Origin of the sequence: Sinimarinibacterium thermocellulolyticum (assembly GCF_040327995.1) — a bacterium.
Taxonomy (GTDB): domain Bacteria; phylum Pseudomonadota; class Gammaproteobacteria; order Nevskiales; family Nevskiaceae; genus Solimonas; species Solimonas thermocellulolyticum.
On sequence record NZ_JBEPIJ010000016.1, the window covers coordinates 24413 to 45942 of the forward strand.

Below are 21530 nucleotides of genomic sequence, written 5' to 3' on the forward strand. Positions count from 1 at the left end.
CAGGTCCTCCGGTAGAGTTCGCGGACGCCGGTCTTTGCGAGAGTTTCAGGGCATGGACTACAATCCCGCAGCTTCGAACTCGATGGTTTCGTCGATGGCGTCCGCGGACGCCGAGTCCCGGCTGGTGATCGGCCCGAATGCCTCGCTGAGCGTACGCCAGGCGTGCTGGTTCATGGGCGCGACCTCGGCGCTGGGGCTCGGTATCGCGATCGGCATGGCGAGTCTCGGTTTCTGGCCGGTGGTTCCGTTCGCCGGGCTGGAGCTGGCGGCGCTGGGCGCCGCCTTGTACGTCTCGGTGCGACGCAATGCGTATCGCGAAGTCGTCGAGATCGGGCCACGGTGGGTCCGTGTCCAGTTCGGGTGGCTCGGGCGCGGTGCGCTGCACACGGTTGAGCTGCAGCGCGGGCCGACACGGGTGCTGTTGGAGCCGGGCGGCAATCGCCATGCGCCGACCCGGCTGTTGTTGAGCGGTGTTGGGAGGTCTGGACGGCAGGTGGTGCGCATCGGCGCCTGTCTGACCGACGATGAGCGGCGTGAACTCGCGGCGCGCATCCGCCAGTTGCTGACACCGGGCTGGGGCCCGGTGTGATCGGGGCACGAGCCCCGGCAGAACGAGCTTTTCGGAGATTGACGATGTCGATGAAGGGATGGCTGGCGAGGCTGGCCGCAGGATCCGGACTGATGCTTGCGGCGCTCGCGGCGCCGGCCTATACCGATACCAGCAAGGGCTATAACCTGCCGACCGGTGTCACCGAGATCAGCCGGGAGGTGTTCGCCCTGCACATGTGGATCTTCTGGGTTTGCGTGGTGATCGGCGTGATCGTCTTCGGCGCGATGATCTGGTCGATCATCTTCCACCGCCGATCCAAGAACCCGAAGCCGGCCGACTTCCACGAATCGACGACGGTCGAGATCGTCTGGACCGCGATTCCCTTCGTCATCCTGATCGCCATTGCCGTGCCGGCGGCGGCGACGCTGATCAAGATGGAAGACGTGCGCGATGCCGACATGAGCATCAAGATCACCGGCTATCAGTGGAAGTGGCATTACGATTATCTCGGCGAGGACGTGTCGTTCTTCTCCACGCTGAGCGCCCAATCCAACGCGGCGCGCCAGCTCAAGTCGGGCGTGGACGTCACCGCCGTGCCGAACTACCTGGTCGACGTCGACCGGCCGCTGGTCGTGCCGGTCGGCAAGAAGATTCGGTTTCTGATCACCTCCAACGACGTCATCCACGCCTGGTGGGTTCCCGAGATCGCGGTGAAGAAGGACGCGATCCCGGGCTACATCAACGAGATCTGGACGCGCATCGAACAGCCGGGCACCTATCGTGGCGTCTGCGCCGAGCTGTGCGGCCGCGACCACGGCTACATGCCCATCGTCGTCGAGGCGCTGCCGCAGGATGAGTACGAGGCCTGGCTCACGCGGCAGAAGGGCGGCGAGGCGGTCAATCAGACGTCGGCCATCGTCGCTGCCCCGATCGCCGTTGCTGCCGCACCGGCGCAGACCGCGACCGATGCGACCGTCGACGCGCCGATCGAGGTCGCCGCCGGGGATGCCGCAGCCAAGCCGGCGGGCCAAGCGCCGACCAAGGATGCGCTGATGCAAAAGGGCGAGTCCGTCTACAAGGCCAACTGCGCCGCCTGCCATCAGGCCAACGGCACCGGCCTGCCGCCGAACTTCCCGTCGCTGGTCGGCAGCGCCGTGGTCAAGGGTGATGCGGCCGCGCAGATCCTGCAGGTGCTCAAGGGCAAGAACCTGATGCCGCCGTTCGGTCATCTGTCCGATGCCGATCTCGCTGCGGTCATCACCTACACCCGCAATTCCTGGGGCAACGACGCCGGCGTGGTCCAGCCTGCCGACGTCGCTGCACAGCGCTGATCGCGCAGCCCTGACGTAAGCTTTTTCGGAGTACATCGAGATGGCCCACGCCCACGCCCACGACGCCCACGGTCACGACGACCACCACGGTCCCGAGAAGGGGATCATGCGCTGGATCAAGACCACCAATCACAAGGATCTGGGCACGCTGTATCTGTTCTTCGCGTTCACGATGTTCTTCATCGGCGGCCTGATGTCGCTGGTGATCCGCGCCGAGCTGTTCGTGCCGGGCCTGCAGTTCGTGCAGCCGGAGTTCTTCAACCAGATGACGACGATGCACGCGCTGGTGATGATCTTCGGCGGCGTCATGCCGGCCTTCGTCGGCCTCGCCAACTGGATGGTGCCGATGATGATCGGCTGCTCGGATCTCGCGCTGCCGCGCGTGAACAACTGGGGCTTCTGGATCCTGCCGTTCGCGTTCGGCCTGTTGCTGTCGACCCTGTTCATGGACGGCGGCGCGCCGGCTGGCGGCTGGACCATGTATCCGCCGCTGGTGCTGCAGACCGGCAATGCTTTTCCGTTCCTGATCTTCGCGGTGCACCTGATGGGTATCTCGTCGATCACCGGCGCGATCAACGTCGTGGTGACGATCCTGAACATGCGCGCACCGGGCATGACCTTGCTGAAGATGCCGCTGTTCGTCTGGACCTGGCTGATCACCGCCTACCTCTTGATCGCGGTCATGCCGGTGCTCGCCGGCGCAGTGACCATGCTGCTGACCGACAAGTACTTCGGCACGTCGTTCTTCACTGCGGCCGGTGGTGGCGACCCGGTGATGTTCCAGCACATCTTCTGGTTCTTCGGCCACCCCGAGGTCTACATCATGATCCTGCCGGCCTTCGGCATCGTCAGCACGATCATCCCGACCTTCGCTCGCAAGCACCTGTTCGGCTACGACTCGATGGTCTACGCCACGGCCTCGATCGCGTTTTTGAGCTTCATCGTCTGGGCGCACCACATGTTCACCGTCGGCATGCCGCTGGCCGGTGAGCTGTTCTTCATGTTCGCGACGATGCTGATCGCGGTGCCGACCGGCGTGAAGGTGTTCAACTGGGTCGCGACGATGTGGCGCGGCTCGATGACCTTCGAGACGCCGATGCTGTTCGCGCTGGGTTTCGTGTTCCTGTTCACGATCGGCGGCTTCTCGGGCCTGATGCTCGCGATCACGCCGGTGGACTTCCAGTATCACGACACCTACTTCGTCGTCGCCCACTTCCACTACGTACTCGTGCCGGGCGCGGTGTTCTCGATCATCGCCGCGGTCTATTACTGGATTCCGAAGTGGACCGGCCGCATGTACAGCGAGTTCTGGGGCAAGGTCCATTTCTGGCTGTCGGCGATCTTCATCAACCTGACCTTCTTCCCGCAGCATTTCGCCGGTCTGGCCGGCATGCAGCGCCGCGTGCCGGACTACGCCGTGCAGTTCACCGACTGGAACGTGATGTCGACGATCGGCGCCTTCGGCTTCTTCGTCGCCCAGTTCATCTTCATCATCAACATGCTCGGCTGCTGCTACGGTTGGTTCGGTCGTAAGCAGAACCTGCCGGATCGCGTCTGGGAGGGTGCGCGGGGTCTGGAATGGACCGTGCCGAGCCCGGCGCCGTACCACACCTTCGAGGATCCGCCGCAGCTCACCGAGGCCGAGTCCACCGGCGCGCCCGCCAAGGCGCACTGATCGCGGCATTTGCAGCGATGATGCACACCGACGAGGATCGCAAGAAGCGGCAGCGCAGCCTGCTCCTGTTCTGGGGACATGTGGCGCTGGCCCTGTTCTTCCTCGCCTGGTTCGTGATCACAGTGGTGCAAAAGTGACATCGGCCAAGCATCGCCATGCGCTCAAGCTGGGCGTCGTCGTGCTCGGCATGTTCGGTTTCGGCTATGCGCTGGTGCCGATCTACGACATGCTTTGCGATGCGCTCGGCATCAATGGTCGCGTCGCGCTCGAAGCGTCGGCCGCGCCGGCGGCCATCGACACCAGCCGTACCGTCACCGTCGAGTTCGTGACCACCGTCAACGGCGGCCGCCCATGGCAGTTCCACGCGGCTCAGGCCTCCATCGAGGTGCATCCCGGCCAGCTCTACACGGTGGACTTCTTTGCGACCAACACCGAAGGGCACGCGCTGGTGGCGCAGGCGGTGCCGAACGTCGCGCCGACCGCTGCAGCGAAGTATCTGCGCAAGACCGAATGCTTCTGCTTCAACAACCAGCCGTTCGCGGCCGGCGAGCAGAAGCGCATGCCGGTGGTGTTCACGCTCGATCCGGAGCTGCCGGATTACATCGATCGCGTGACCCTGGCCTACACTTTCTTCGACGTTACCGACGTCGCCCTCAAGCAGGATTGAGTATCAGGAGCTGATCAATGGGGAGCCCCGCCGCCCACAACACCGACCGCTACTATGTCCCGGCGCCCAGCGCCTGGCCATTCGCGCTCACCGTCGGTCTGGTCGCCGTCGTCATCGGCGTGTCCGGATACCTCGAGAACGCCGAGATCGGAGCGTGGCCGATCTGGCTCGGGGCTGCACTGTCGATCTACATCATCTTCCGCTGGTTCCAGGGCATCGCCCGCGAGAGCGAGGGCGGCCTGTACGGCGCACAGGTGGATCGCACCTATCGCTGGGCGATGTGCTGGTTCATCTTTTCCGAGGTGATGTTCTTCGCCGCGTTCTTCGGCGCGCTCTATTACGCACGCCTGCTGTCGCTGCCGTGGCTCGGCGGCGAGGGTAGCAAGCTTGTCACCAACATCACCCTGTGGCCTGGCTTCGAGGCGACCTGGCCGTCGAACGGCCCGGCCAATCTCGGCGGCGAGTTCCAGACCATACCGGCCTTCGACGTACCGCTGGTCAACACACTGATCCTGCTGACCTCCGGCTTCACGATCACGATGGCGCATCATGCACTCAAAGAGGCGCGTCGCGGGCCGTGCATCGCCTGGATGTGGGCGACGGTGGCGCTGGGCGCGCTGTTCTTGTTCTTCCAGGCCGAGGAGTACATCCACGCCTACACCGACCTGAACCTGACGCTGGGTTCCGGCATCTACGGCTCGACCTTCTTCATGCTTACCGGCTTCCACGGCTTGCACGTGACGCTCGGCACGATCATGCTGATCGTCATCACGCTGCGCCTGATGAAGGGTCACTTCAAGCCGGAGTCGCACTTCGGTTTCGAGGGCGTGGCCTGGTACTGGCACTTCGTCGACGTGGTCTGGATCGGGCTGTTCATCGTCGTCTACTGGCTGTAAGCCGCGGGACGAGCCGATCCAGTCCAGCAGCGGGCGCCTTCGAGCGCCCGCTGTGCGTTCATGGATTCGGCATCGGCGTGCGCATCAGCGCGTGCGGCTCGATCCAGCCCATGTACCAGGACAGCAGCACGAACAGCACCAGAGTGATCGACAGGGCGACGCGGATCTTGAGCGCGGTAAGCGTGCGCCGCCGCCGGCTTTCGTCGCGGAGCAGAAAGCTCATGCTCGTGAACAGTGACGCCAGGATCGCGAGCAGCAGGCCGATGATGATGAGTTTGACGATCACGGGGCGGACGAATGCGGTGGACCACGGCATCATAGCCGCTGTCGGCTGCAAAGCCGCAGGATCACGCGCGTCGCCGAAGACGGGGGACGATCATGGGCAGCAGGCAGTTCCGACCGAAGCTCTGGGCGCTGGGTCTGACCGTGGTGCTGTGCGCGGCGATGGTCGCGCTCGGCATCTGGCAGCTCAAACGTGGTCAGGAAAAGGCCGAGCTTGCCGCGCGCTATGAGGCCGCCGCCCAGCGCCCGCCGCGCGAGATGACCGCCGGCGCCTGGGCCGAACCCGGGGTGATCGAGCGTGCCCGCGTCGCCGGCCGCTTCGACGGTACGCGGCAGCTGCTGCTCGACAACCAGAGCCACCGGCGCCAGCCCGGCTACCGGGTCTGGACGCCGCTGCTGCTCGAACACGGCGGCATCGTCATCGTCGATCGCGGCTGGATACCAGCCGACGGCGATCGCGGCAAGCTGCCGCCGTTGCCGGTGCCGCAGGGTGAGGTCCGGTTCACCGGCTACTGGCGCACACTGCCGGAACCGGGCATGCGCCTGGACGTCGACAACTGTGCACCGGCACCGTGGCCGCGCATCGTCCAGTATCCGACCGTGGATGAGCTGCGCTGCATCTACGGCGAGTCGCTGCCCGGGGGGCTGTTCCTGATGGACGCCGACGTTCCCGGCGGCTACGTCCGCGAGTGGGGCGCGGGACCGGAACTGTCACCGAATAAGCACTATGCCTACGCGGGCCAGTGGTTCGCCTTCGCGGCCGTGCTCGTCGGCCTGTTCGTCGCTTTAAGCTTCCGACCCAAGACATGACGCAAACGCCGTTTCGTGGTCGTCTCCAGTTTCTGTTGCTGGCCGCGCTGTTCTTCGCGCCGCTGTTGGCGGCGATGCTGTTTTACTTTGTGTTCCCAGACTGGCAGCCCGATGCGCGTACCAACTACGGTGAACTCATCACGCCGGCGCGGCCGCTGCCGGATCTGCCGCTGCGCGATGCCGACGACGCACCGGTGCCGGTTGCGGTATTGCGCGGGCGCTGGAGCTATGTCTATCTCGCCGCCGCCGAGTGCGATGCGGCCTGTGCGAATAAGCTCTACCAGATTCGCCAGATCCGCACGCTGCTCAACGAGAAGCGCCTGCGTGTGCAGCGCGTCTATCTTGCGCCCGACACCGCGGCGCTGAGCGCCGCATCGGCCCGGCTCGCCGCCGATCATCCGGACCTGAAGTTCTATGCCGACACGCCGGACGCCGCATACCGGCGCTTCTTCGGCGGTGCCGATCCGCACGCGCTGTACTTGGTCGATCCGCTCGGCAACTGGCTGATGGTCTACGCCGCGGATGCGGAGTCCAAGGGCATCCTCAAGGACATCAAGAAGCTGTTGCGGGTGAGCCAAATCGGGTGAGGCATGTCCGGCATGACTCAATCTCATGCCGGAAGTACCGAACGCCTGGCCATGGAGCGCTTGCCCCGGCAAGCCGTGACTCGATGTCGCGGCGAGTGAGCAAGCGCAGGCAGGGGTTGCAAACGGGTGCTGGGCCGCGCCAAGGATGGCCCGGGCTGGGCTGGTAGAATGCGCGCCCCTTTTCGACTCCGCCGGCCCGCGCTCCGATGGCCTGGTATCGCCGCCTCAATCTGCTGACCTTGCTGCTGTGCTTCGCCGTCATCGTGTTCGGCGCCTATGTGCGCCTGTCCGATGCCGGCCTCGGCTGCCCGGACTGGCCGGGTTGCTACGGGCATCTGACGATCCCGCAGGCCGAGCACGAGATCGCCAGCGCCGAGGCGCGCTACCCGGAGCGTCCGGTCGACGCGCCGAAGGCGTGGAAGGAGATGATCCACCGCTACCTCGCTTCGACGCTGGGTCTGCTGATTCTCGCGCTCGCCTTCGGTTCTCTGCGTCTGCGCGCTGCGGCGCGCCCGCGCGTGCTGCCGTGGGTGCTGGTCGGTCTGGTGATCTTCCAGGGCATTCTCGGCATGTGGACGGTGACCTGGCAGCTCAAGCCGCTGGTGGTGACGGCGCATCTGCTCGGTGGCATGACCACCCTCGCATTGTTGCTGTGGCTGTACCTCGGCGTGCGCCGGCTCGGCACCATGGCGGCGACGGACGGTGCACCACTGCGCGAACTGCGTAGCGAGCGGCATCTGGCCTTTGCGCTCGATCGCGAACGGCGCGACGACGCCCCGGCTTCGGCGCCGCGCGGTGCGCGCAGCCTGCGCGTCTTCGCCGCGTTCGCCCTCGGGCTGTTGACCGTGCAGATCTTCCTCGGCGGTTGGACCAGCACCAACTATGCGGCGCTGGCCTGCCCGGACCTGCCGACCTGCCACGGCAGCTTCTGGCCCGAAACCGACGTCAAGACCGCGTTCACGCTGTGGCACGGCCTGGGCATCAACTACGAGTACGGGATTCTCGACGCGCGCGCGCGGGTGACGATTCACCATTTCCACCGTGTCGGCGCGTTGATCGTCACCTTGACGCTAGTGCTGCTCGGTGTGGCGCTGCTGCGCCGCGGCGAGCGCGCGCTTGGGGTCGCCGTGCTGCTGGCGCTCGCGCTGCAGGTGTCGATAGGCATCGGCGTGGTCGCCCTGCAACTTCCGTTATGGCTCGCTGCCGCGCACAATGCCGGTGCAGCCATCCTCGTGGCTGTGTTGGTGACACTGAACCATCACGCCTGGGCACGCAGCGAGACCTGAACATGGTCGCCACGGCCGACAGCATGAAGATCGCGGGGTGCAAGCACCGCCTGCACGAGTACTACGAGCTGTGCAAGCCGCGCGTGGTCATGCTGATCGTGTTCACCGCGATCGTCGGGATGTTCCTGGCCGTGCCGGCGCTGCCGCCGCTGTCCGCACTACTGTGGGGCACGCTGGGCATCGCACTGCAGGCGGCGTCGGCCGCCGCGGTCAACCAGATCATCGATCGCAACATCGATGCGCGCATGGCGCGCACCTGCGGCCGACCCTTGGTCACCGGCACGTTGACGATCACCGAGTCCGTGGTCTTCGCCACGGTGATCGGGCTCGCCGGCTTCGTCGTGCTGTGGGCCTTCGTCAATCCGCTGACCGCGCTGCTGACCCAGTTCACGCTGATCGGCTACGCCGGCATCTACACGCTCTATCTCAAGCGCGCGACACCGCAGAACATCGTCATCGGCGGTGCCGCCGGCGCCGCGCCGCCGGTGCTCGGCTGGGCCGCGGTGACCGGCGAGGTGCACGTCCACGCGCTGATTCTGTTCGCGATCATCTTCGTGTGGACGCCGCCGCACTTCTGGGCGCTGGCGATCGAGCGGCGCGACGAGTACGCCAAGGCCGACATCCCGATGCTGCCGGTGACCCATGGCATCGACTACACACGCACGCAGGTGCTGCTGTACACGGTCTTGCTCACCGTGGTCACGGTGCTGCCGTTCGCGATCGGCATGTCCGGCTGGCTGTATCTGGTCGGCGCGCTGGTGCTCGATGCGGTGTTCCTGGCCTACGCCGTGCGCCTGAAGTGGTGGCCACGGCCCGGTTTGCCGATGCGCACCTTCGGTTACTCCATCGTCTACCTGATGGGCATCTTCACGCTGCTGCTGGTGGACCACTACAGCCGAAGTTTCCGGTTGTAAGTTTCCAGTTTCCAGAAACAAAAAGCGCCGCGCGGATGCGCGGCGCTTTAGGAAACGACCCACTGGAAACTAGCCTTCGATCGCCTTGCGCAGCTTTTTCATCGCCGCGACCTCGATCTGGCGGATGCGTTCGGCGGAGACGCCGTATTTGTCGGCGAGCTCCTGCAAGCCGGCCTTCTCTCCGTCGTGCAGCCAGCGGCGCATCAGGATGTCGCGCGAGCGGTCGTCGAGTTCGGCCAGTGCCTCGCGCATCTTCGCTTCGCGCTCCTCCTGCCATTCGGCCTGTTCGATCTCGGCAAACACGTCCTGGCCGTCGGCGAGATAGTCCTCGGGTACGTAGGCGTCCTCGCCGTCTGAGGGCAGGGCGCTGAACGACACGTCGCCGCCGCCCAGGCGCGCCTCCATCTGCAGGACTTCCTCGGGTTTCACCTTGAGGTCGGCGGCGATGGCCTCGGCCTGCTCGCGGTTGAGCCAGCCGAGCTCACCCTTGGCGGAGCGCAGGTTGAAGAACAGCTTGCGCTGGGCCTTGGTCGTGGCGATCTTGACGATGCGCCAGTTCCTGAGCACGAACTCGTGGATCTCGGCCTTGATCCAGTGCACCGCAAAGGAAATCAGGCGCACGCCGACCGCCGGATCGAAGCGCCGGACCGCCTTCATCAGGCCGATGTTGCCTTCCTGGATCAGATCGGCCAGCGGCAGGCCGTAGCCCAGGTAGCCGCGGGCGATGTGCACGACGTGACGCAGGTTCGACAGCACGAGCTGCTGGGCGGCGCCGAGATCGTTCTCGTCGCGCAGCTTTTCCGCCAGCGCCCGCTCGGTGTCGGCGTCCAGCACCGGAATCTGGTTGACGCTGGCGATATAGGCATCGAGGCTGCCGGTGAGCGGCACCAGCGTCATCGGTTGACGCAGGGTCAGGGCAGTCGTCTGGCTCATCGTCGGATCTCCCATGCAGGCGATGTTAGCACTCTGGTCGATTGAGTGCTAATCGTGCGAAAGGTTCCGCGTCTTTTATATCTTTTTGAAATAAAAAATGGACATCTATTTTGGTTCTATCTCGGCAATGCGCCGGGTGACGGTGACGAAGGCCCCGGCCCAGCCGAGGACGATGCCGGCGAGAACCAGCGAAAGCCCATCGCGCGGACTCAGGCCGATGAGCCGCTCGTTGCTGCCGTACAGGGCCGCGAGCTCGGCGGTCGGCACCTCCAAGAGGGCAGTGCCGACCGCGACCAACAGCCACGCGATGAGGCCACCACCGAAGCCGAACCAGAAGCCGCTGTACAAGAATGGACGGCGCACGAAACTGCTGGGCGCGCCGATCAGCTTCATGACCTCGATCTCTTCGCGCCGCGCCTCCACGTCGAGGCGGATCGTGTTGCCGATGATGACCATCACCGCGAGCCCGAGCAGCAGCGCGATGATGCCGACCGCGCGTTCGGCGATCGCCAGCACCGCGTACAGGCGCTCCATCCACTGCTGGTCGAGCTTGGCGAGATCGACCTCCGGCAGGCTGCTCAAGCGTTCGAGCAGGGCTTGCACCTCGGCTTTGCTCTGGCGCGGCTCGGGCGTCACCGCGATGACCGCCGGCAGCGGGTTGTCCTGCAGCAGATCCAGCGCTTCGCCGAAGCCGGACAGCTCGCGGAACTCGACCATCGATTGCTCGCGCGAGATGTAGGTGGTGGTGGCGACACCGGCCGCGTTGCGCAGCTCGCGCGCGAGCGCCTCGCCGCGACTCGACGCGACCGTATCCTTGAGGAACAGCGAGATCTGCAGCGACTCCTGCCACGAATAGCCGATCCGCGACAGGTTGCTGACGGCGACGTACAGGCCCGCCGGTAGCGCCAGGGCGATGCCGATGACCAGCGCGGTCAGGCCCGCGGCCAGCGGCGCGCGCGCGATCTTGCCGAGCGAGAAGAACAACACGCGCAGGTGTTCCTGCGTCCAGCGCGACAGCCAGCGCGGGCGGTCCAGACCGGCTTCAACCAGCGCCATGCATCGGCTCCCGTCGCAACTCTGAGGCCGCGCGCGGCCGCTTGTCGGTGACGTGGCCCTGTTCGAGGTGGATGATCCGCCGCGGCAGCGCCTCGATCAGGTCGATCGCATGGGTTGCGATCAGCACGGTGACGCCGGCCTCGTTGAAGCGCGCGAAGCCGCGCATGATCTCCAGCGCCATCTCCGGGTCGAGATTGCCGGTCGGCTCGTCGGCGAGGATCAAGGCCGGTTTGGTGACGATCGCGCGGGCGATGCCGACGCGCTGCTGTTCGCCGCCGGACAGCGTCAGCGGCAGCACGCGCTCCTTGCCGAGCAGACCAACCGCATCGAGCGCGCCACGCACCCGTCGGGCGATGTCCTGGTGTGCGTAACCACGAATCACCAGCGGCAGCGCGACGTTGTCGAACACCGTGCGGTCGTAGAGCAGGTTGAAGTTCTGGAACACCATGCCGAGCCGTTGGCGGAACGCCGGAACTTGGCGCGGCTTGATCGTCGCGAGATTCTGGCCCATGACGACGAGCTGGCCGCGGTTGACGCGGCATAGCGCCGCGATCAGCCGCAGCAGCGTAGTTTTGCCGGCGCCGCTGGGGCCGGTGACGTAGACCATCTCACCCTGGGCGATCTCGAAGCTCACGCCCGACAGCACGTCGAGGCCGCCCGGATAGCGGTAGCTGACCTGATCGAAGCGGATCAGTTCGGTCACGACGGCGTCATTCCCCGATCAGGGCCTCTGCGAAGGCGTCGGCGTCGAAGGGCTGCAGGTCTTCGACCGCCTCACCGATGCCGATGAAGCGCACGGGCAGTGCCAGACGACGCGCGATGGCCAGCAGGATACCGCCCTTGGCGGTGCCGTCCAACTTGGTGATGGCGATGCCGGTCAGGCCGATCGCCTCGTGGAATTGCAGCGCCTGCACCAGCGCGTTGCCGCCGGTGGTGGCGTCGACGACCAGCAGCACCTCGTGCGGCGCATACGGATCGTGCTTTTGCACGACGCGCTTGATCTTGCGTAGCTCGTCCATCAGGTGGGCCTGCGTGTGCAGGCGCCCGGCGGTGTCGGCGATCAGCACGTCGATGCCGCGGCTCTTCGCCGACTGCACGGCGTCGAAGATCACACTGGCAGCGTCCGCACCTTCGCCCTGCGCGAGCATTGGCACGCCGGCACGCTCGGACCAGGTGCGGAGCTGTTCGACCGCGGCCGCGCGAAAAGTGTCGCCAGCGGCGAGCAGCACGCGCTTGCCCTCGCGCTTGTAGTGCAGCGCGAGCTTGCCGATCGTGGTGGTCTTGCCGACGCCGTTGACGCCGGCGACGAACAGGATGTACGGGCGGATGAAGTCGGGGATCCGCAGCGGCTGCGCGACCGGTGCCAGCAGTTCGACCAGCGCCTTTTTCAGGGCTGCGCGCAATTGCTGCGGATTGCGCACGCGGCCGGCGCCTACCTCGGCGCGCAGGCGCTGCATCAACCATTCGGTGGCTTCGACGCCGGCATCGGCGGTCAGCAGGCGCGTTTCGATCTCGTCGAGCGCGTCGTCGTCGAGTCGTTCGTTGCGGAACAGGCTGCCGAGGTCGCGCGTGAGCCAGGAATCACCCCGGTTCAGGCGCGCCCGTAGCTTGCGGATCATGCCGCTGTCGGTGGAGCTCATCGAGAATGCGGATGCGTCAGGGCGCGGCGTGCGCGCCGTCGTCGGTAAAGGATAACAGCCAGATGTCCTCGCGCGGCTGCATGCGCAGGCCGTCGATGTCGGCGAAGACCTGCGCCGGCGAGAGCGCCGTCGCCGTCGCCACCGGATAGCGCAGCAACCGGTAACGCTGCCGCGCCGCCAGCGCACTCACGGCGCCGACCCAGACCGCGCGACCATCGTCGAGATGCAGCTCGGACGGCCACAGGCGCAGGAGCTCGGCATGTTCGTCGTCGCGTATGCGGCGCAGGCTCAGTGCCGGGTGCTGGCCGGCGTGCACTTGCGGCAGGATCGGCAGCTCGGCGATGGTCGACGCCGCGGCCAGCCAGCGCAGCACGCTGCTGGTGGACAGCGGCGGCGGCGGGGTCCAGCCGTGGGCGGTCAGCGCCGAGGCGATGCGCGGCAGCTCGCCCGCCCATTGCAGGTTGAGTGCCTGGCGGCCACGGCCGGCGACGTCGATGCGGCTGTGTGGTAGTTCGCGCCAGCGGTGGGTCGCCCAGTCGTCACCGGAGACGGTCCGTTTCGGCGCGGCGCTCGCCTGCGGAGTGCCGAAACTCGACCAGGCCAGCGCGGTGCCCAGCGCGAACGCGATCAGCACCGGCGGCAGCAGCCGCGCCGCCGGTAGGCGTTCCGGCCGATGGCGCCAGTAGCCCAGGCCCAGGAGCGCCGCCCAGACCACGCCGACCACGATCGAAAACAGCGTCACGCTGGCCCATTGCGCGCCGGTGTACAGACGGCCGAGCGTGGTCAACAGCAGCACGATGATGCTGCCGGCGATCAACAGGCGCCGCACGGGAGCCGGCGCGCCGGTGGACAACAGGATCGGCAGAAACGCATAGACGATCGTCGACAGCACCAGATCGCGCTCGAAATGCCCGGTTGGCGTCGGTGTGCCGAAGAAGGCGTGCGGCGGCGCCACCGTGGGAATCGCATGCAGGCCGGCCGACAGCAAGGCGCCAAAGGCCAGGGCCGCGAGCCAATGCGCGGCGGCGCGGCGCTTGCGCTGCGCGGCCAGACCGACGAAGACGACCAGTGCGACCGGCGCGTACACCGGCCATTCGCCGAGCAGCAGCAGACGGTTGCCGAGCGCCAGTCCCCAGGGCGTGTGCAGGTCGCGCAGCCACTGGAAGATCGCGGCGTCGAGGGTCGATGGATACTGGTGCAGGCCGGTGCCGGCCCACAGCCACAGCCAGACGCCGCTGACGATGAACAGCAGCGTGCCGAGCAGCGCGAGCACCGGGGTTTCCGGCTGCGCCGGGTCGGCGAGGGCGGCGCCGAACAGGCCGAGCCGGCGGTGGCGGCGGCTCCAGTCGAGCAGGCCGCCGATCCACGCCTCGGCGCGGCGCTGCATCGCGCGGCCGACCACGGTGGTGAGCCAGATCGCCAAGGCCAGCGCCGCGGCGAGCGCGAACAGCAGCAGTGCGAGGCGGCCTGCGACCTCGGCGGCCAGCCCCAGCGAGGCGCCGAACGCGACGCCGGGCAGGATGAAGCTGAACGACCACAGCACCGCTGAGGCGAGGTCGGCACCGACGAAGGTCGCGACGCGTACGCCGGCCGCGCCCGCCAGCGCCGGCACGATCGCGCGCAACGGGCCGAGGAAGCGCGCCATCGCAACGCTCAGGGCGCCATGGCGCGCGAAGAAGCGGCGTCCGTTGTGCACCATCTCTGGATAGCGCCGCAGCGCTGCCGAGGAGAACAGGCGCTCGCCGTAGTGACGGCCGAGCCAGAAGCTCAAGCTGTCGCCGCAGACGGCGCCACACGTCGCCACCGCGGCGGCGACATGCAACTCCAGCGAGCCGAAGGCGACCAGCGCGCCAGCGGCGAACAGCGCAAGACCTGCCGGCACGAACACGCCGACGACGAACAGCGCGTCGAGCAGGGCAAACGTGAACAGCAGCAGCAAGGCCCAGTGCGGGTGCGCGTTGACCCACGCCAGGGAATCCTGCAGCGCGGCGAGCATGCTGGCTAGCGGCGGATCGCGTCCATCGCCGCCGCGGCGGCGCCGAGCGTATGGTCGATTTCCTCGCGGCCGTGCGCGGCGCTCACGAAGCCGGCTTCATAGGCCGAGGGCGCGAGGTAGACGCCGCCGTCGAGCATCGCGTGGAAGAAGCGCTTGAAGGCGTCGAGGTTGCAGGCGATGACGTCGGCGTAGCGGGTCGGCGTGCCGCGGTCGGTGAAGTACAGACCGAACATGCTGCCGACCTGGGTCGTTGAGAACGGCACGCCGGCGCGCTGCGCCGCTTCACGCAGGCCGGCCAGCAGCTCGGCGGTGGTCGCTTCGAGCCGCGCGTACAGCGCCGCGTCGTCGAGCGCGCGAAGCTGCGCGAGGCCCGCGGCCATCGCCAGCGGATTTCCGGACAGCGTGCCGGCCTGATACACCGGGCCGGCCGGCGCGAGCCTTTGCATGATGTCGCGGCGGCCGCCGAAGGCGCCGACCGGCAGGCCGGCGCCGATGATCTTGCCCAGCGTGATCAGGTCCGGCGTGATGCCGTAAAGCCCGGCGGCGCCGCGCGGGCCGACACGAAAGCCGGTCATCACCTCGTCGAAGATCAGCAGCGCACCGTCGCGATCGCATAGCGCGCGCAGACCTTCGAGAAAGCCCGGCGCCGGCGGCACGCAGTTCATGTTGCCGGCGACCGGCTCGACGATGACCGCGGCGATCGCGTCGCGGTGCGCGTCGAACAGCGCCTGGACCGAGTCCAGGTCGTTGAACTGCGCGGTCAGCGTGTACTTGGCGAGGTCCGCCGGTACGCCCGGCGAGGTCGGCACGCCGAAGGTCAGCAGGCCGGAGCCGGCCTTGACCAGCAGCGCATCGCCGTGGCCGTGATAGCAGCCCTCGAACTTGAGGATGTAGTCGCGGCCGGTGGCGCCGCGGGCGAGGCGCAGTGCCGACATCGTCGCCTCGGTGCCGCTGTTGCACATGCGCACCTGCTCCAAGCCGGGCACACGCGCGCACAGCAGCTCGGCCATCTCGATTTCGAGCTCGGTCGGCGCACCGTAGGAGATGCCGATGGCGAGCTGCGCCTCGAGGGCCGCGGTGATCGCCGGATGCTGGTGGCCGAGAATCATCGGGCCCCAGGAGCCGACATAGTCCACGTAGCGCCGGCCGTCGGCGTCGGTCAGCCAGGCGCCCTGCGCGGCGGCGATGAAGCGCGGCGTACCGCCGACGGACGTAAAGGCGCGTACCGGCGAGTTGACGCCGCCGGGGATCGATCGTTGTGCGCGCTCGAAAAGCGCTTCGGAACAGGTCATGGGCCGAAAGGCGAAAAGGGGCGACAGTTTCCGGGTTCCGCGTAGTGGTTTCCAGTGTGATCACCCGCAGGATCCGGCGAACGCGGAGGCGTAGGCGCGCGCGGCGGCCTCGACGTCCGCCGCACCGAACACGCCGTCGATCGCGGCGACCAGATCGGCGCCGGCCGCGATCACCTGCGGCGCCAGCGCGGCGCTGATGCCGCCGATGCCGCAGATCGTCACGTTCCAGCGCGCGCGCGCCGCACGCAAGGTGTCGAGCTCGGCCGCTGGCGCCTCGGGCTTGCTACGTGAGGGATACAGCCGGCCGAAGGCCACGTAGTCGGCGCCGGCGTCGATCGCGGCCTGCGCGCGTGCGAGATCGTTGCCGCAGGTGACGCCGATGATCGCCTTGTTGCCGAGCAGGGCACGCGCATCCTCGGCGCGGCCGTCGGCCGCGCCCAGATGCACGCCCTGCGCACCCACCGCCAAGGCGAGCGCTGCATTGTCGTTGACGATCAGCGCGGCCTCATGCTGGCGGCACAGCGCTGCCAGCTCGCGCGCGAGCGCAAGGCGCTGCGCTGCGGCGCTGCGCTTGTCGCGGTACTGGAGCAGCACCGCACCGCCGCGCAGCGCCGCCGCGGCGGCGGCGAGCAGGCTTGGGGGGTCCGCGACCAGGGCATCCGGGGTGATCGCGTAGAGCCCGCGTAGCGGACGGCGGACGCTCATCGCGGCCAGCGCCCAGGGGGCCAGCGTCCGGGAATGGCGCGCCCGCGACCGGTCTTGAGCGCGCGCTGCAGGCACTCGTGCACGTAGGCCTGCGCCCGGCGCACCGCGACGCGCGGCGGTTCGCCAAGGGCGAGACGCGCCGCCAGCGCACTCGCCAGCGTGCAGCCGGCGCCGTGGAAGCCGCCCGCCAGACGTGGCCAGCGGAATACCTCGTGTTCGCCGTCGCGGTGGAACCAGTGGTTCTCGACCTCGGGGCTGGCCTCGTCGCCGCCGGTGATGAGCAACTGCTCACAGCCGCCAGCGAGCAGCCGCGCGGCGCAGTCCGCCGGGCTGGCCGCGCCGGACAGCCGCCGCGCCTCGTCGGCATTCGGTGTGGCGATGGTGGCCACCGGCAGCAGCTGCTCCAGGATCGCACGCGCCGTCGGCGTCGTGGCGAGAGGGCTACCGCCGCCGGCGCGCAGCACCGGGTCGAGCACCACGGGCACACGGCTGCGCGCGATCGCATCGAGAATCACCGGCACCTGTTCGGCGCTGCCGACAAGGCCGAGCTTGATCGCGGCGATGCGGCTGTCGGCGAGCAGCAGATTCACCTGCTCGGCGAACAGCGCTGCGGACACCGGCTCGACGCGGCGCACGTCGCGGCTGTCCTGCACGGTCAGGGCGGTGATCACGCCCAGCGCGTGCGCCCCCTGTGCGCCGACGGCTTCGATATCGGCCTGCAGACCGGCGCCGCCGCCCGGGTCGTGTCCGGACAGGCACAAGACCAGCGGCGGGATAGTCGTGTTCATGGCGCGCAGTCTATGCCGTGCTTGCCGCGCTGCGGCAAAAGCCGTGGGCGGTTATGCACAGTGACGGTGCGGGCGCCCCGCAGCCCGCGAGATTGCGACACTTTCTGGCAAAAATGCCGCAACATATTCGCAAGTCCATGATTATTATGGATTAAATAGGGTGCCTAAAAACTTCGCGGAGCGCAGAAATGCCGCCGTGACGGGCGTTTGCGGCGCTTGTTCGGCGCTCTGTGCACACAGTTATCCACAATTGCTGTGCACATGATCGATCTTTACCTTTCGGTAGATGTACTTAGCTTGCGAACGTCAAGTATTGTCTGTGGTGATGGTAATTCACGTTATCTCATGAATCATCACATTCCTCGGTGCAAGGTGCCGCCGTCGTCGGATCGCTCGTCGCCTCGTCGGCCGGGATCGGTCGCGGCGCGCCGACGCCGGCGTCCACGTCCTCGAGCGCGCGGGTCTGAACCGCTGCGCCCGGCGGCGCGGACTCGATCGCCGTGGCCGCAGCGGCCGCCTCATCGGTCGGCGCGGTCGTTGGATCCTCGGCGCGCCGGCCATAGCCCATCTGGCCGAGAATCCATTCGACGCGTCTTTGCACGTAAGGCCCCGGTTCGGCGGCGCTCCAGCGACGCGGATTCGGCAGCACGGCGGCCAGGCGCGCCGCCTGTTCGGGGGTGAGCGCAGCGGCGGAGCGGCCGAAGAATGCCTGCGCGGCTGCCTCGACGCCATAAATGCCGGGGCCGAATTCGGCGATGTTCAGATACACCTCGAGGATGCGCGGCTTGTTCCACAGCGTCTCGATCAGCACGGTGAAGACGGCCTCGATGCCCTTGCGGACGAAGCTACCGCCGGGCCACAGAAACAGGTTCTTCGCGGTTTGCTGGCTGATCGTCGAAGCGCCGCGCAGGCGGCCGCGGCGGCGATGCTCGTCGAGCGCATCGCCGATCGCCTCGAAGTCGAAACCGCGGTGCTCGTAGAACTTTTGATCTTCGGACGCGACCACGGCGTGGCGCATCGCATCGCTGATGCGCTCGGCGGGGACCCAGCGGTACTGCACTGGTTTGACCGGACTCTGCAGCATGAAGGCGGTCGTCGGCGGCGGCAGCCAGCGCAGGGCGAGCACGACGGCCACGAGCAGCCCGAGCAGCCAAAGCAGCGCGACGATCAGCAGCGGAACGAGGCGCAAGGGCCGGCGCAGCCGAGGAGTCGGCAGCGGCGGGTCGGGCGGCAGCGGCTGCGCCGGTGCGGCTGCGGTCGCGGCGCGGCGCGGCGCGGTGAGCGGCGGCGCGGACGCCTCGCGGGGCTCGGGCGGGGGATTGAGCGTCGGTGGTCGGCGTGGCTTCATCGTCGGGCGCGGATCGGGAAAACGGGCAGGCCGAGGTTTCGCAGGGTCGCGGCCCGCAAGGGGGTGATCACGAGCATACGTCCCGCAGCACCGCGTGGACACCGCTGCCCTTGGACTTGGCGAGCTGCACGCCCCAGACCGCGCACTCGGCGAGCCCGACTCGATCGGGGCAGGGCAGCAGCGCGATGGCGCGCATGTGCGTGTGCCCGCGATGAGTGTTTCAGCTGCCCGGAATCGGCATCGGCAGGCCCAGATGGCGCCACAGTCGCAGCGTCGGTTCGGCCTGGTTGAGGGTGTAGAAATGCAGGCCCGGCGCGCCGTTGTCGAGCAGGGTGCGGCACAGGCGCGTGACTACCTCCAGGCCGAAGTCCTGCAGCGCCTGCTTGTCGTCCTGATACTGCTCCAGGCGCAGACGGATCCAGCGCGGGATGTCGGCGCCGCAGGCGGCCGAGAAGCGCATGAGCTGCGCGTGGTTGGTAATCGGCATGATGCCCGGCACGACCGGAATCGTGATGCCGGCGCGCGCGCAGCGTTCCATGAAGTCAAAATACGCCTCGGCGGCGTAGAAGTATTGGGTGACGGCGCCGCTCGCGCCGGCATCGACTTTTCGCCGGAAGGCGTCGAAGTCGGCATCGGGATTCGCCGCCTGCGGATGCATCTCCGGATACGCCGCGACCTCGAGCGCAAAGTGGTCTCCGTGCGTCTGTCGGATGAAGGCTACGAGTTCGCTGGCATAGCGCAGCTCGCCGGGCGCCTCGCTCGACACCGCGGTCGCCGGCAGATCGCCGCGCAGCGCAACGATACGGGTGACCCCCGCGGCTTTGTAGCGATCGAGCAGGGCGCCGATCTTGGCCCGGGTCGAGCCGATGCAGGTCAGGTGCGGCGCGGTTTCGATGCCGGTCTGTTCGACCACCCGGATCAGGGTGTCGTAGGTGCCATTCTGGTCCGAGCCGCCGGCGCCGTAGGTGACACTGAAGAACGCCGGCTGCACCGCCGCCAGCGCCGAGGCCAGCGCCGGCAGCTTGTCCCAGCCAACGGGCGTGCGCGGCGGGAACAGCTCGAAGGAAAAATGGATCGACGATGCGTTCATGGCGCGCTGTGCGCAGGGGCCGCCTCGCGGCCCCCGGCAGGTGCTCAGTAGCGGTAGTGCTCGGGCTTGTACGGGCCGTCGATTGGCACGCCGAGATAGGCGGCCTGCTCCGGGGTCAGCCGGGTCAGCTTCACGCCGATCTGTGCCAGGTGCAGGCGCGCGACCTCTTCGTCGAGCTTCTTCGGCAGGCGATAGACGGTCTTCTCGTACCGATCCTTGTTCTGCCAGAGGTCCATCTGCGCCAGGACCTGGTTGCAGAAGCTGTTGCTCATCACGAAGCTGGGATGGCCGTGGGCGCAGCCCAGGTTCACCAGCCGGCCCTCGGCCAGCACGTAGATGCTGTGGCCGTCGGCGAAGGTGTAGCGGTCGAGCTGCGGTTTGATCCTCTCGCGCGTCACGTCGCTGGCGGCGTTGAGCCGATCCATCTGGATCTCGTTGTCGAAGTGGCCGATGTTGCACACCAGCGCGTTGTTCTTCATCGCCCGCATGTGTTCGAGCGTGATCACGTCCTTGTTGCCGGTCGTGGTGACGTAGATGTCCGCCACGCCGAGCGTGTCCTCCACGGTGGTCACCTGGAAGCCCTCCATCGCCGCTTGCAGGGCGTTGATCGGGTCGATCTCGGTGACGATCACGCGCGCGCCGAAGCCGCGCAGCGAATGCGCAGAGCCCTTGCCGACGTCGCCATAGCCGCACACCACCGCGACCTTGCCGGCGACCATCAGATCCGTGGCGCGCTTGATGCCGTCGGCCAGCGACTCGCGGCAGCCGTAGAGGTTGTCGAACTTGCTCTTGGTGACCGAGTCATTGACGTTGATCGCCGGCACCAGGAGCTTGCCGGCCTCCATCATCTGGTAGAGCCGGTGCACGCCCGTGGTCGTTTCCTCGGAGACGCCGCGCCATTCGGCCGCGACCTTCTTCCAGAAGCCCGGGCGTTCGGTCTTGGTGCGCTTGAGCAGGTTCTTGATGACCTGCTCCTCGTGGTTGGCCGACGGCGTGTCGATCCAGGTGTCGCCGTTTTCCATGTCCACGCCCTTGTGGATCAGCAGCGTGGCGTCACCGCCGTCGTCGACGACCAGCTCGGGGCCCTGCATGCCCGGGTGGGTCAGCATGTCGAGCGTACAGTCCCAGTACTCCTCTAGCGTCTCTCCCTTCCACGCGAACACCGGGATGCCGGCGGCGGCAATCGCGGCAGCGGCGTCGTCCTGGGTCGAGAAGATGTTGCACGACGCCCAGCGCACCGAGGCGCCCAGTGCCACCAGCGTCTCGATCAGCACCGCGGTCTCCTTGGTCATGTGCAGGCTGCCCGAAATGCGCACACCCTTGAGCGGCTGCAAGGGCGCGTACTTGGCGCGGATCGCCATCAGGCCGGGCATCTCTTCCTCGGCCATGCGGATGCGCTTGCGGCCGAACTCGGCCAGGCTGATGTCGCGGACCTTGTAGTCCGTGTGCGGCAGATTCTTGACGACGGCGTTCATGCGTTCATTCTCGGTATGCGGGCCAAACGTGGGCGCGGTTGCAGACAGGGCCGCCGAGCCTGGCCTGCGGCAGATGCGCAGGTCGCAACGCCCCTCGGCGGCGGAGGGGTGAGTATATCCGCTCATGCGGATGGAAGGATATAGATGCGGCGGCCAGCGTAAACGCAAAGGCCGCCCTACGGCGGCCTTCGCGTGGTCGTGGATGTCGG

At 67.4% G+C, this 21530-nt stretch carries 22 protein-coding genes and 1 riboswitch; of the genes, 9 read left to right on the plus strand and 13 right to left on the minus strand.

Annotated features, from left to right (window positions below):
• Window positions 1-52: 52 nt before the first annotated feature.
• From ABSH63_RS12815 to ABSH63_RS12835, 5 genes are all read left to right on the plus strand, one after another.
• Window positions 53-589, plus strand: coding sequence for a DUF2244 domain-containing protein (locus ABSH63_RS12815; RefSeq protein WP_352890265.1), 537 nt, complete (start codon window positions 53-55; stop codon window positions 587-589).
• Between the two features lie 44 nt (window positions 590-633).
• Window positions 634-1881, plus strand: a complete 1248-nt coding sequence (gene coxB / locus ABSH63_RS12820; RefSeq protein WP_434223272.1) for a cytochrome c oxidase subunit II — start codon at window positions 634-636, stop codon at window positions 1879-1881.
• 40 nt (window positions 1882-1921) lie between these two features.
• On the plus strand, window positions 1922-3556 hold the full coding sequence (gene ctaD / locus ABSH63_RS12825; protein ID WP_352890266.1) for a cytochrome c oxidase subunit I: 1635 nt from the start codon (window positions 1922-1924) through the stop codon (window positions 3554-3556).
• 133 nt (window positions 3557-3689) lie between these two features.
• Window positions 3690-4223, plus strand: coding sequence for a cytochrome c oxidase assembly protein (locus tag ABSH63_RS12830; RefSeq protein ID WP_352890267.1), 534 nt, complete (start codon window positions 3690-3692; stop codon window positions 4221-4223).
• A 17-nt stretch (window positions 4224-4240) separates the two neighbouring features.
• A complete protein-coding gene (locus ABSH63_RS12835) occupies window positions 4241-5119 on the plus strand; it encodes a cytochrome c oxidase subunit 3 (protein WP_352890268.1) in 879 nt (292 codons plus the stop codon).
• A gap of 58 nt (window positions 5120-5177) precedes the next feature.
• Here ABSH63_RS12835 and ABSH63_RS12840 read toward each other — a convergent pair whose 3' ends face one another.
• Window positions 5178-5405, minus strand: coding sequence for a DUF2909 domain-containing protein (locus ABSH63_RS12840; RefSeq protein ID WP_352890269.1), 228 nt, complete (start codon window positions 5403-5405; stop codon window positions 5178-5180).
• A gap of 92 nt (window positions 5406-5497) precedes the next feature.
• On the opposite strand from ABSH63_RS12840, the gene ABSH63_RS12845 reads away from it, so the two are divergent.
• From ABSH63_RS12845 to cyoE, 4 genes are all read left to right on the plus strand, one after another.
• Window positions 5498-6211 (plus strand): SURF1 family protein, encoded by a 714-nt coding sequence (locus ABSH63_RS12845; protein ID WP_352890270.1) that lies wholly within the window; start codon window positions 5498-5500, stop codon window positions 6209-6211.
• Window positions 6208-6798: a redox-active disulfide-containing membrane protein gene (locus tag ABSH63_RS12850; protein ID WP_352890271.1), complete on the plus strand. Its 591-nt coding sequence runs from the start codon at window positions 6208-6210 to the stop codon at window positions 6796-6798. Before ABSH63_RS12845 ends, ABSH63_RS12850 begins: the two co-directional genes overlap by 4 nt.
• Window positions 6799-7004: 206 nt before the next feature.
• Complete coding sequence (locus tag ABSH63_RS12855; RefSeq protein WP_352890272.1) at window positions 7005-8084, plus strand: COX15/CtaA family protein; 1080 nt, start codon at window positions 7005-7007, stop codon at window positions 8082-8084.
• A gap of 2 nt (window positions 8085-8086) precedes the next feature.
• Window positions 8087-8998 carry a heme o synthase gene (gene cyoE / locus ABSH63_RS12860; protein WP_352890273.1) on the plus strand — a complete coding sequence of 304 codons (912 nt, stop codon included), beginning with the start codon at window positions 8087-8089 and terminating at the stop codon, window positions 8996-8998.
• Between the two features lie 69 nt (window positions 8999-9067).
• Here cyoE and rpoH read toward each other — a convergent pair whose 3' ends face one another.
• The 12 genes from rpoH to ahcY form a co-directional block, all read right to left on the minus strand.
• Window positions 9068-9931, minus strand: coding sequence for an RNA polymerase sigma factor RpoH (rpoH, locus tag ABSH63_RS12865; protein WP_352890274.1), 864 nt, complete (start codon window positions 9929-9931; stop codon window positions 9068-9070).
• 105 nt (window positions 9932-10036) lie between these two features.
• The gene (gene ftsX / locus ABSH63_RS12870) at window positions 10037-10987 is read right to left on the minus strand and encodes a permease-like cell division protein FtsX (RefSeq protein ID WP_352890275.1); all 951 of its coding nucleotides are present in this window, start codon (window positions 10985-10987) and stop codon (window positions 10037-10039) included.
• Window positions 10974-11681: a cell division ATP-binding protein FtsE gene (gene ftsE / locus ABSH63_RS12875; RefSeq protein WP_352890288.1), complete on the minus strand. Its 708-nt coding sequence runs from the start codon at window positions 11679-11681 to the stop codon at window positions 10974-10976. The genes ftsX and ftsE overlap by 14 nt, the downstream gene beginning before the upstream one ends.
• A 16-nt stretch (window positions 11682-11697) precedes the next feature.
• Window positions 11698-12627, minus strand: coding sequence for a signal recognition particle-docking protein FtsY (ftsY, locus tag ABSH63_RS12880; protein ID WP_434223273.1), 930 nt, complete (start codon window positions 12625-12627; stop codon window positions 11698-11700).
• Between the two features lie 16 nt (window positions 12628-12643).
• Window positions 12644-14623, minus strand: coding sequence for a VTT domain-containing protein (locus ABSH63_RS12885; protein WP_352890276.1), 1980 nt, complete (start codon window positions 14621-14623; stop codon window positions 12644-12646).
• 5 nt (window positions 14624-14628) lie between these two features.
• Entirely contained in the window at window positions 14629-15915 is a 1287-nt protein-coding gene (hemL, locus tag ABSH63_RS12890) for a glutamate-1-semialdehyde 2,1-aminomutase (RefSeq protein WP_352890277.1), read from the minus strand.
• 60 nt (window positions 15916-15975) lie between these two features.
• Window positions 15976-16620, minus strand: coding sequence for a thiamine phosphate synthase (gene thiE / locus ABSH63_RS12895; protein ID WP_352890278.1), 645 nt, complete (start codon window positions 16618-16620; stop codon window positions 15976-15978).
• Entirely contained in the window at window positions 16617-17408 is a 792-nt protein-coding gene (gene thiD / locus ABSH63_RS12900; RefSeq protein WP_352890279.1) for a bifunctional hydroxymethylpyrimidine kinase/phosphomethylpyrimidine kinase, read from the minus strand. The genes thiE and thiD overlap by 4 nt, the downstream gene beginning before the upstream one ends.
• A 343-nt stretch (window positions 17409-17751) precedes the next feature.
• On the minus strand, window positions 17752-18756 hold the full coding sequence (mtgA, locus tag ABSH63_RS12905) for a monofunctional biosynthetic peptidoglycan transglycosylase (RefSeq protein WP_352890280.1): 1005 nt from the start codon (window positions 18754-18756) through the stop codon (window positions 17752-17754).
• Between the two features lie 67 nt (window positions 18757-18823).
• Window positions 18824-18952, minus strand: a complete 129-nt coding sequence (locus ABSH63_RS12910; protein ID WP_352890281.1) for a hypothetical protein — start codon at window positions 18950-18952, stop codon at window positions 18824-18826.
• Between the two features lie 24 nt (window positions 18953-18976).
• Window positions 18977-19846, minus strand: coding sequence for a methylenetetrahydrofolate reductase [NAD(P)H] (gene metF, locus ABSH63_RS12915; protein WP_352890282.1), 870 nt, complete (start codon window positions 19844-19846; stop codon window positions 18977-18979).
• A gap of 44 nt (window positions 19847-19890) precedes the next feature.
• The gene (gene ahcY, locus ABSH63_RS12920) at window positions 19891-21321 is read right to left on the minus strand and encodes an adenosylhomocysteinase (RefSeq protein WP_352890283.1); all 1431 of its coding nucleotides are present in this window, start codon (window positions 21319-21321) and stop codon (window positions 19891-19893) included.
• 23 nt (window positions 21322-21344) lie between these two features.
• Window positions 21345-21423: riboswitch (S-adenosyl-L-homocysteine riboswitch) on the minus strand.
• Between the last annotated feature and the right edge of the window lie 107 nt (window positions 21424-21530).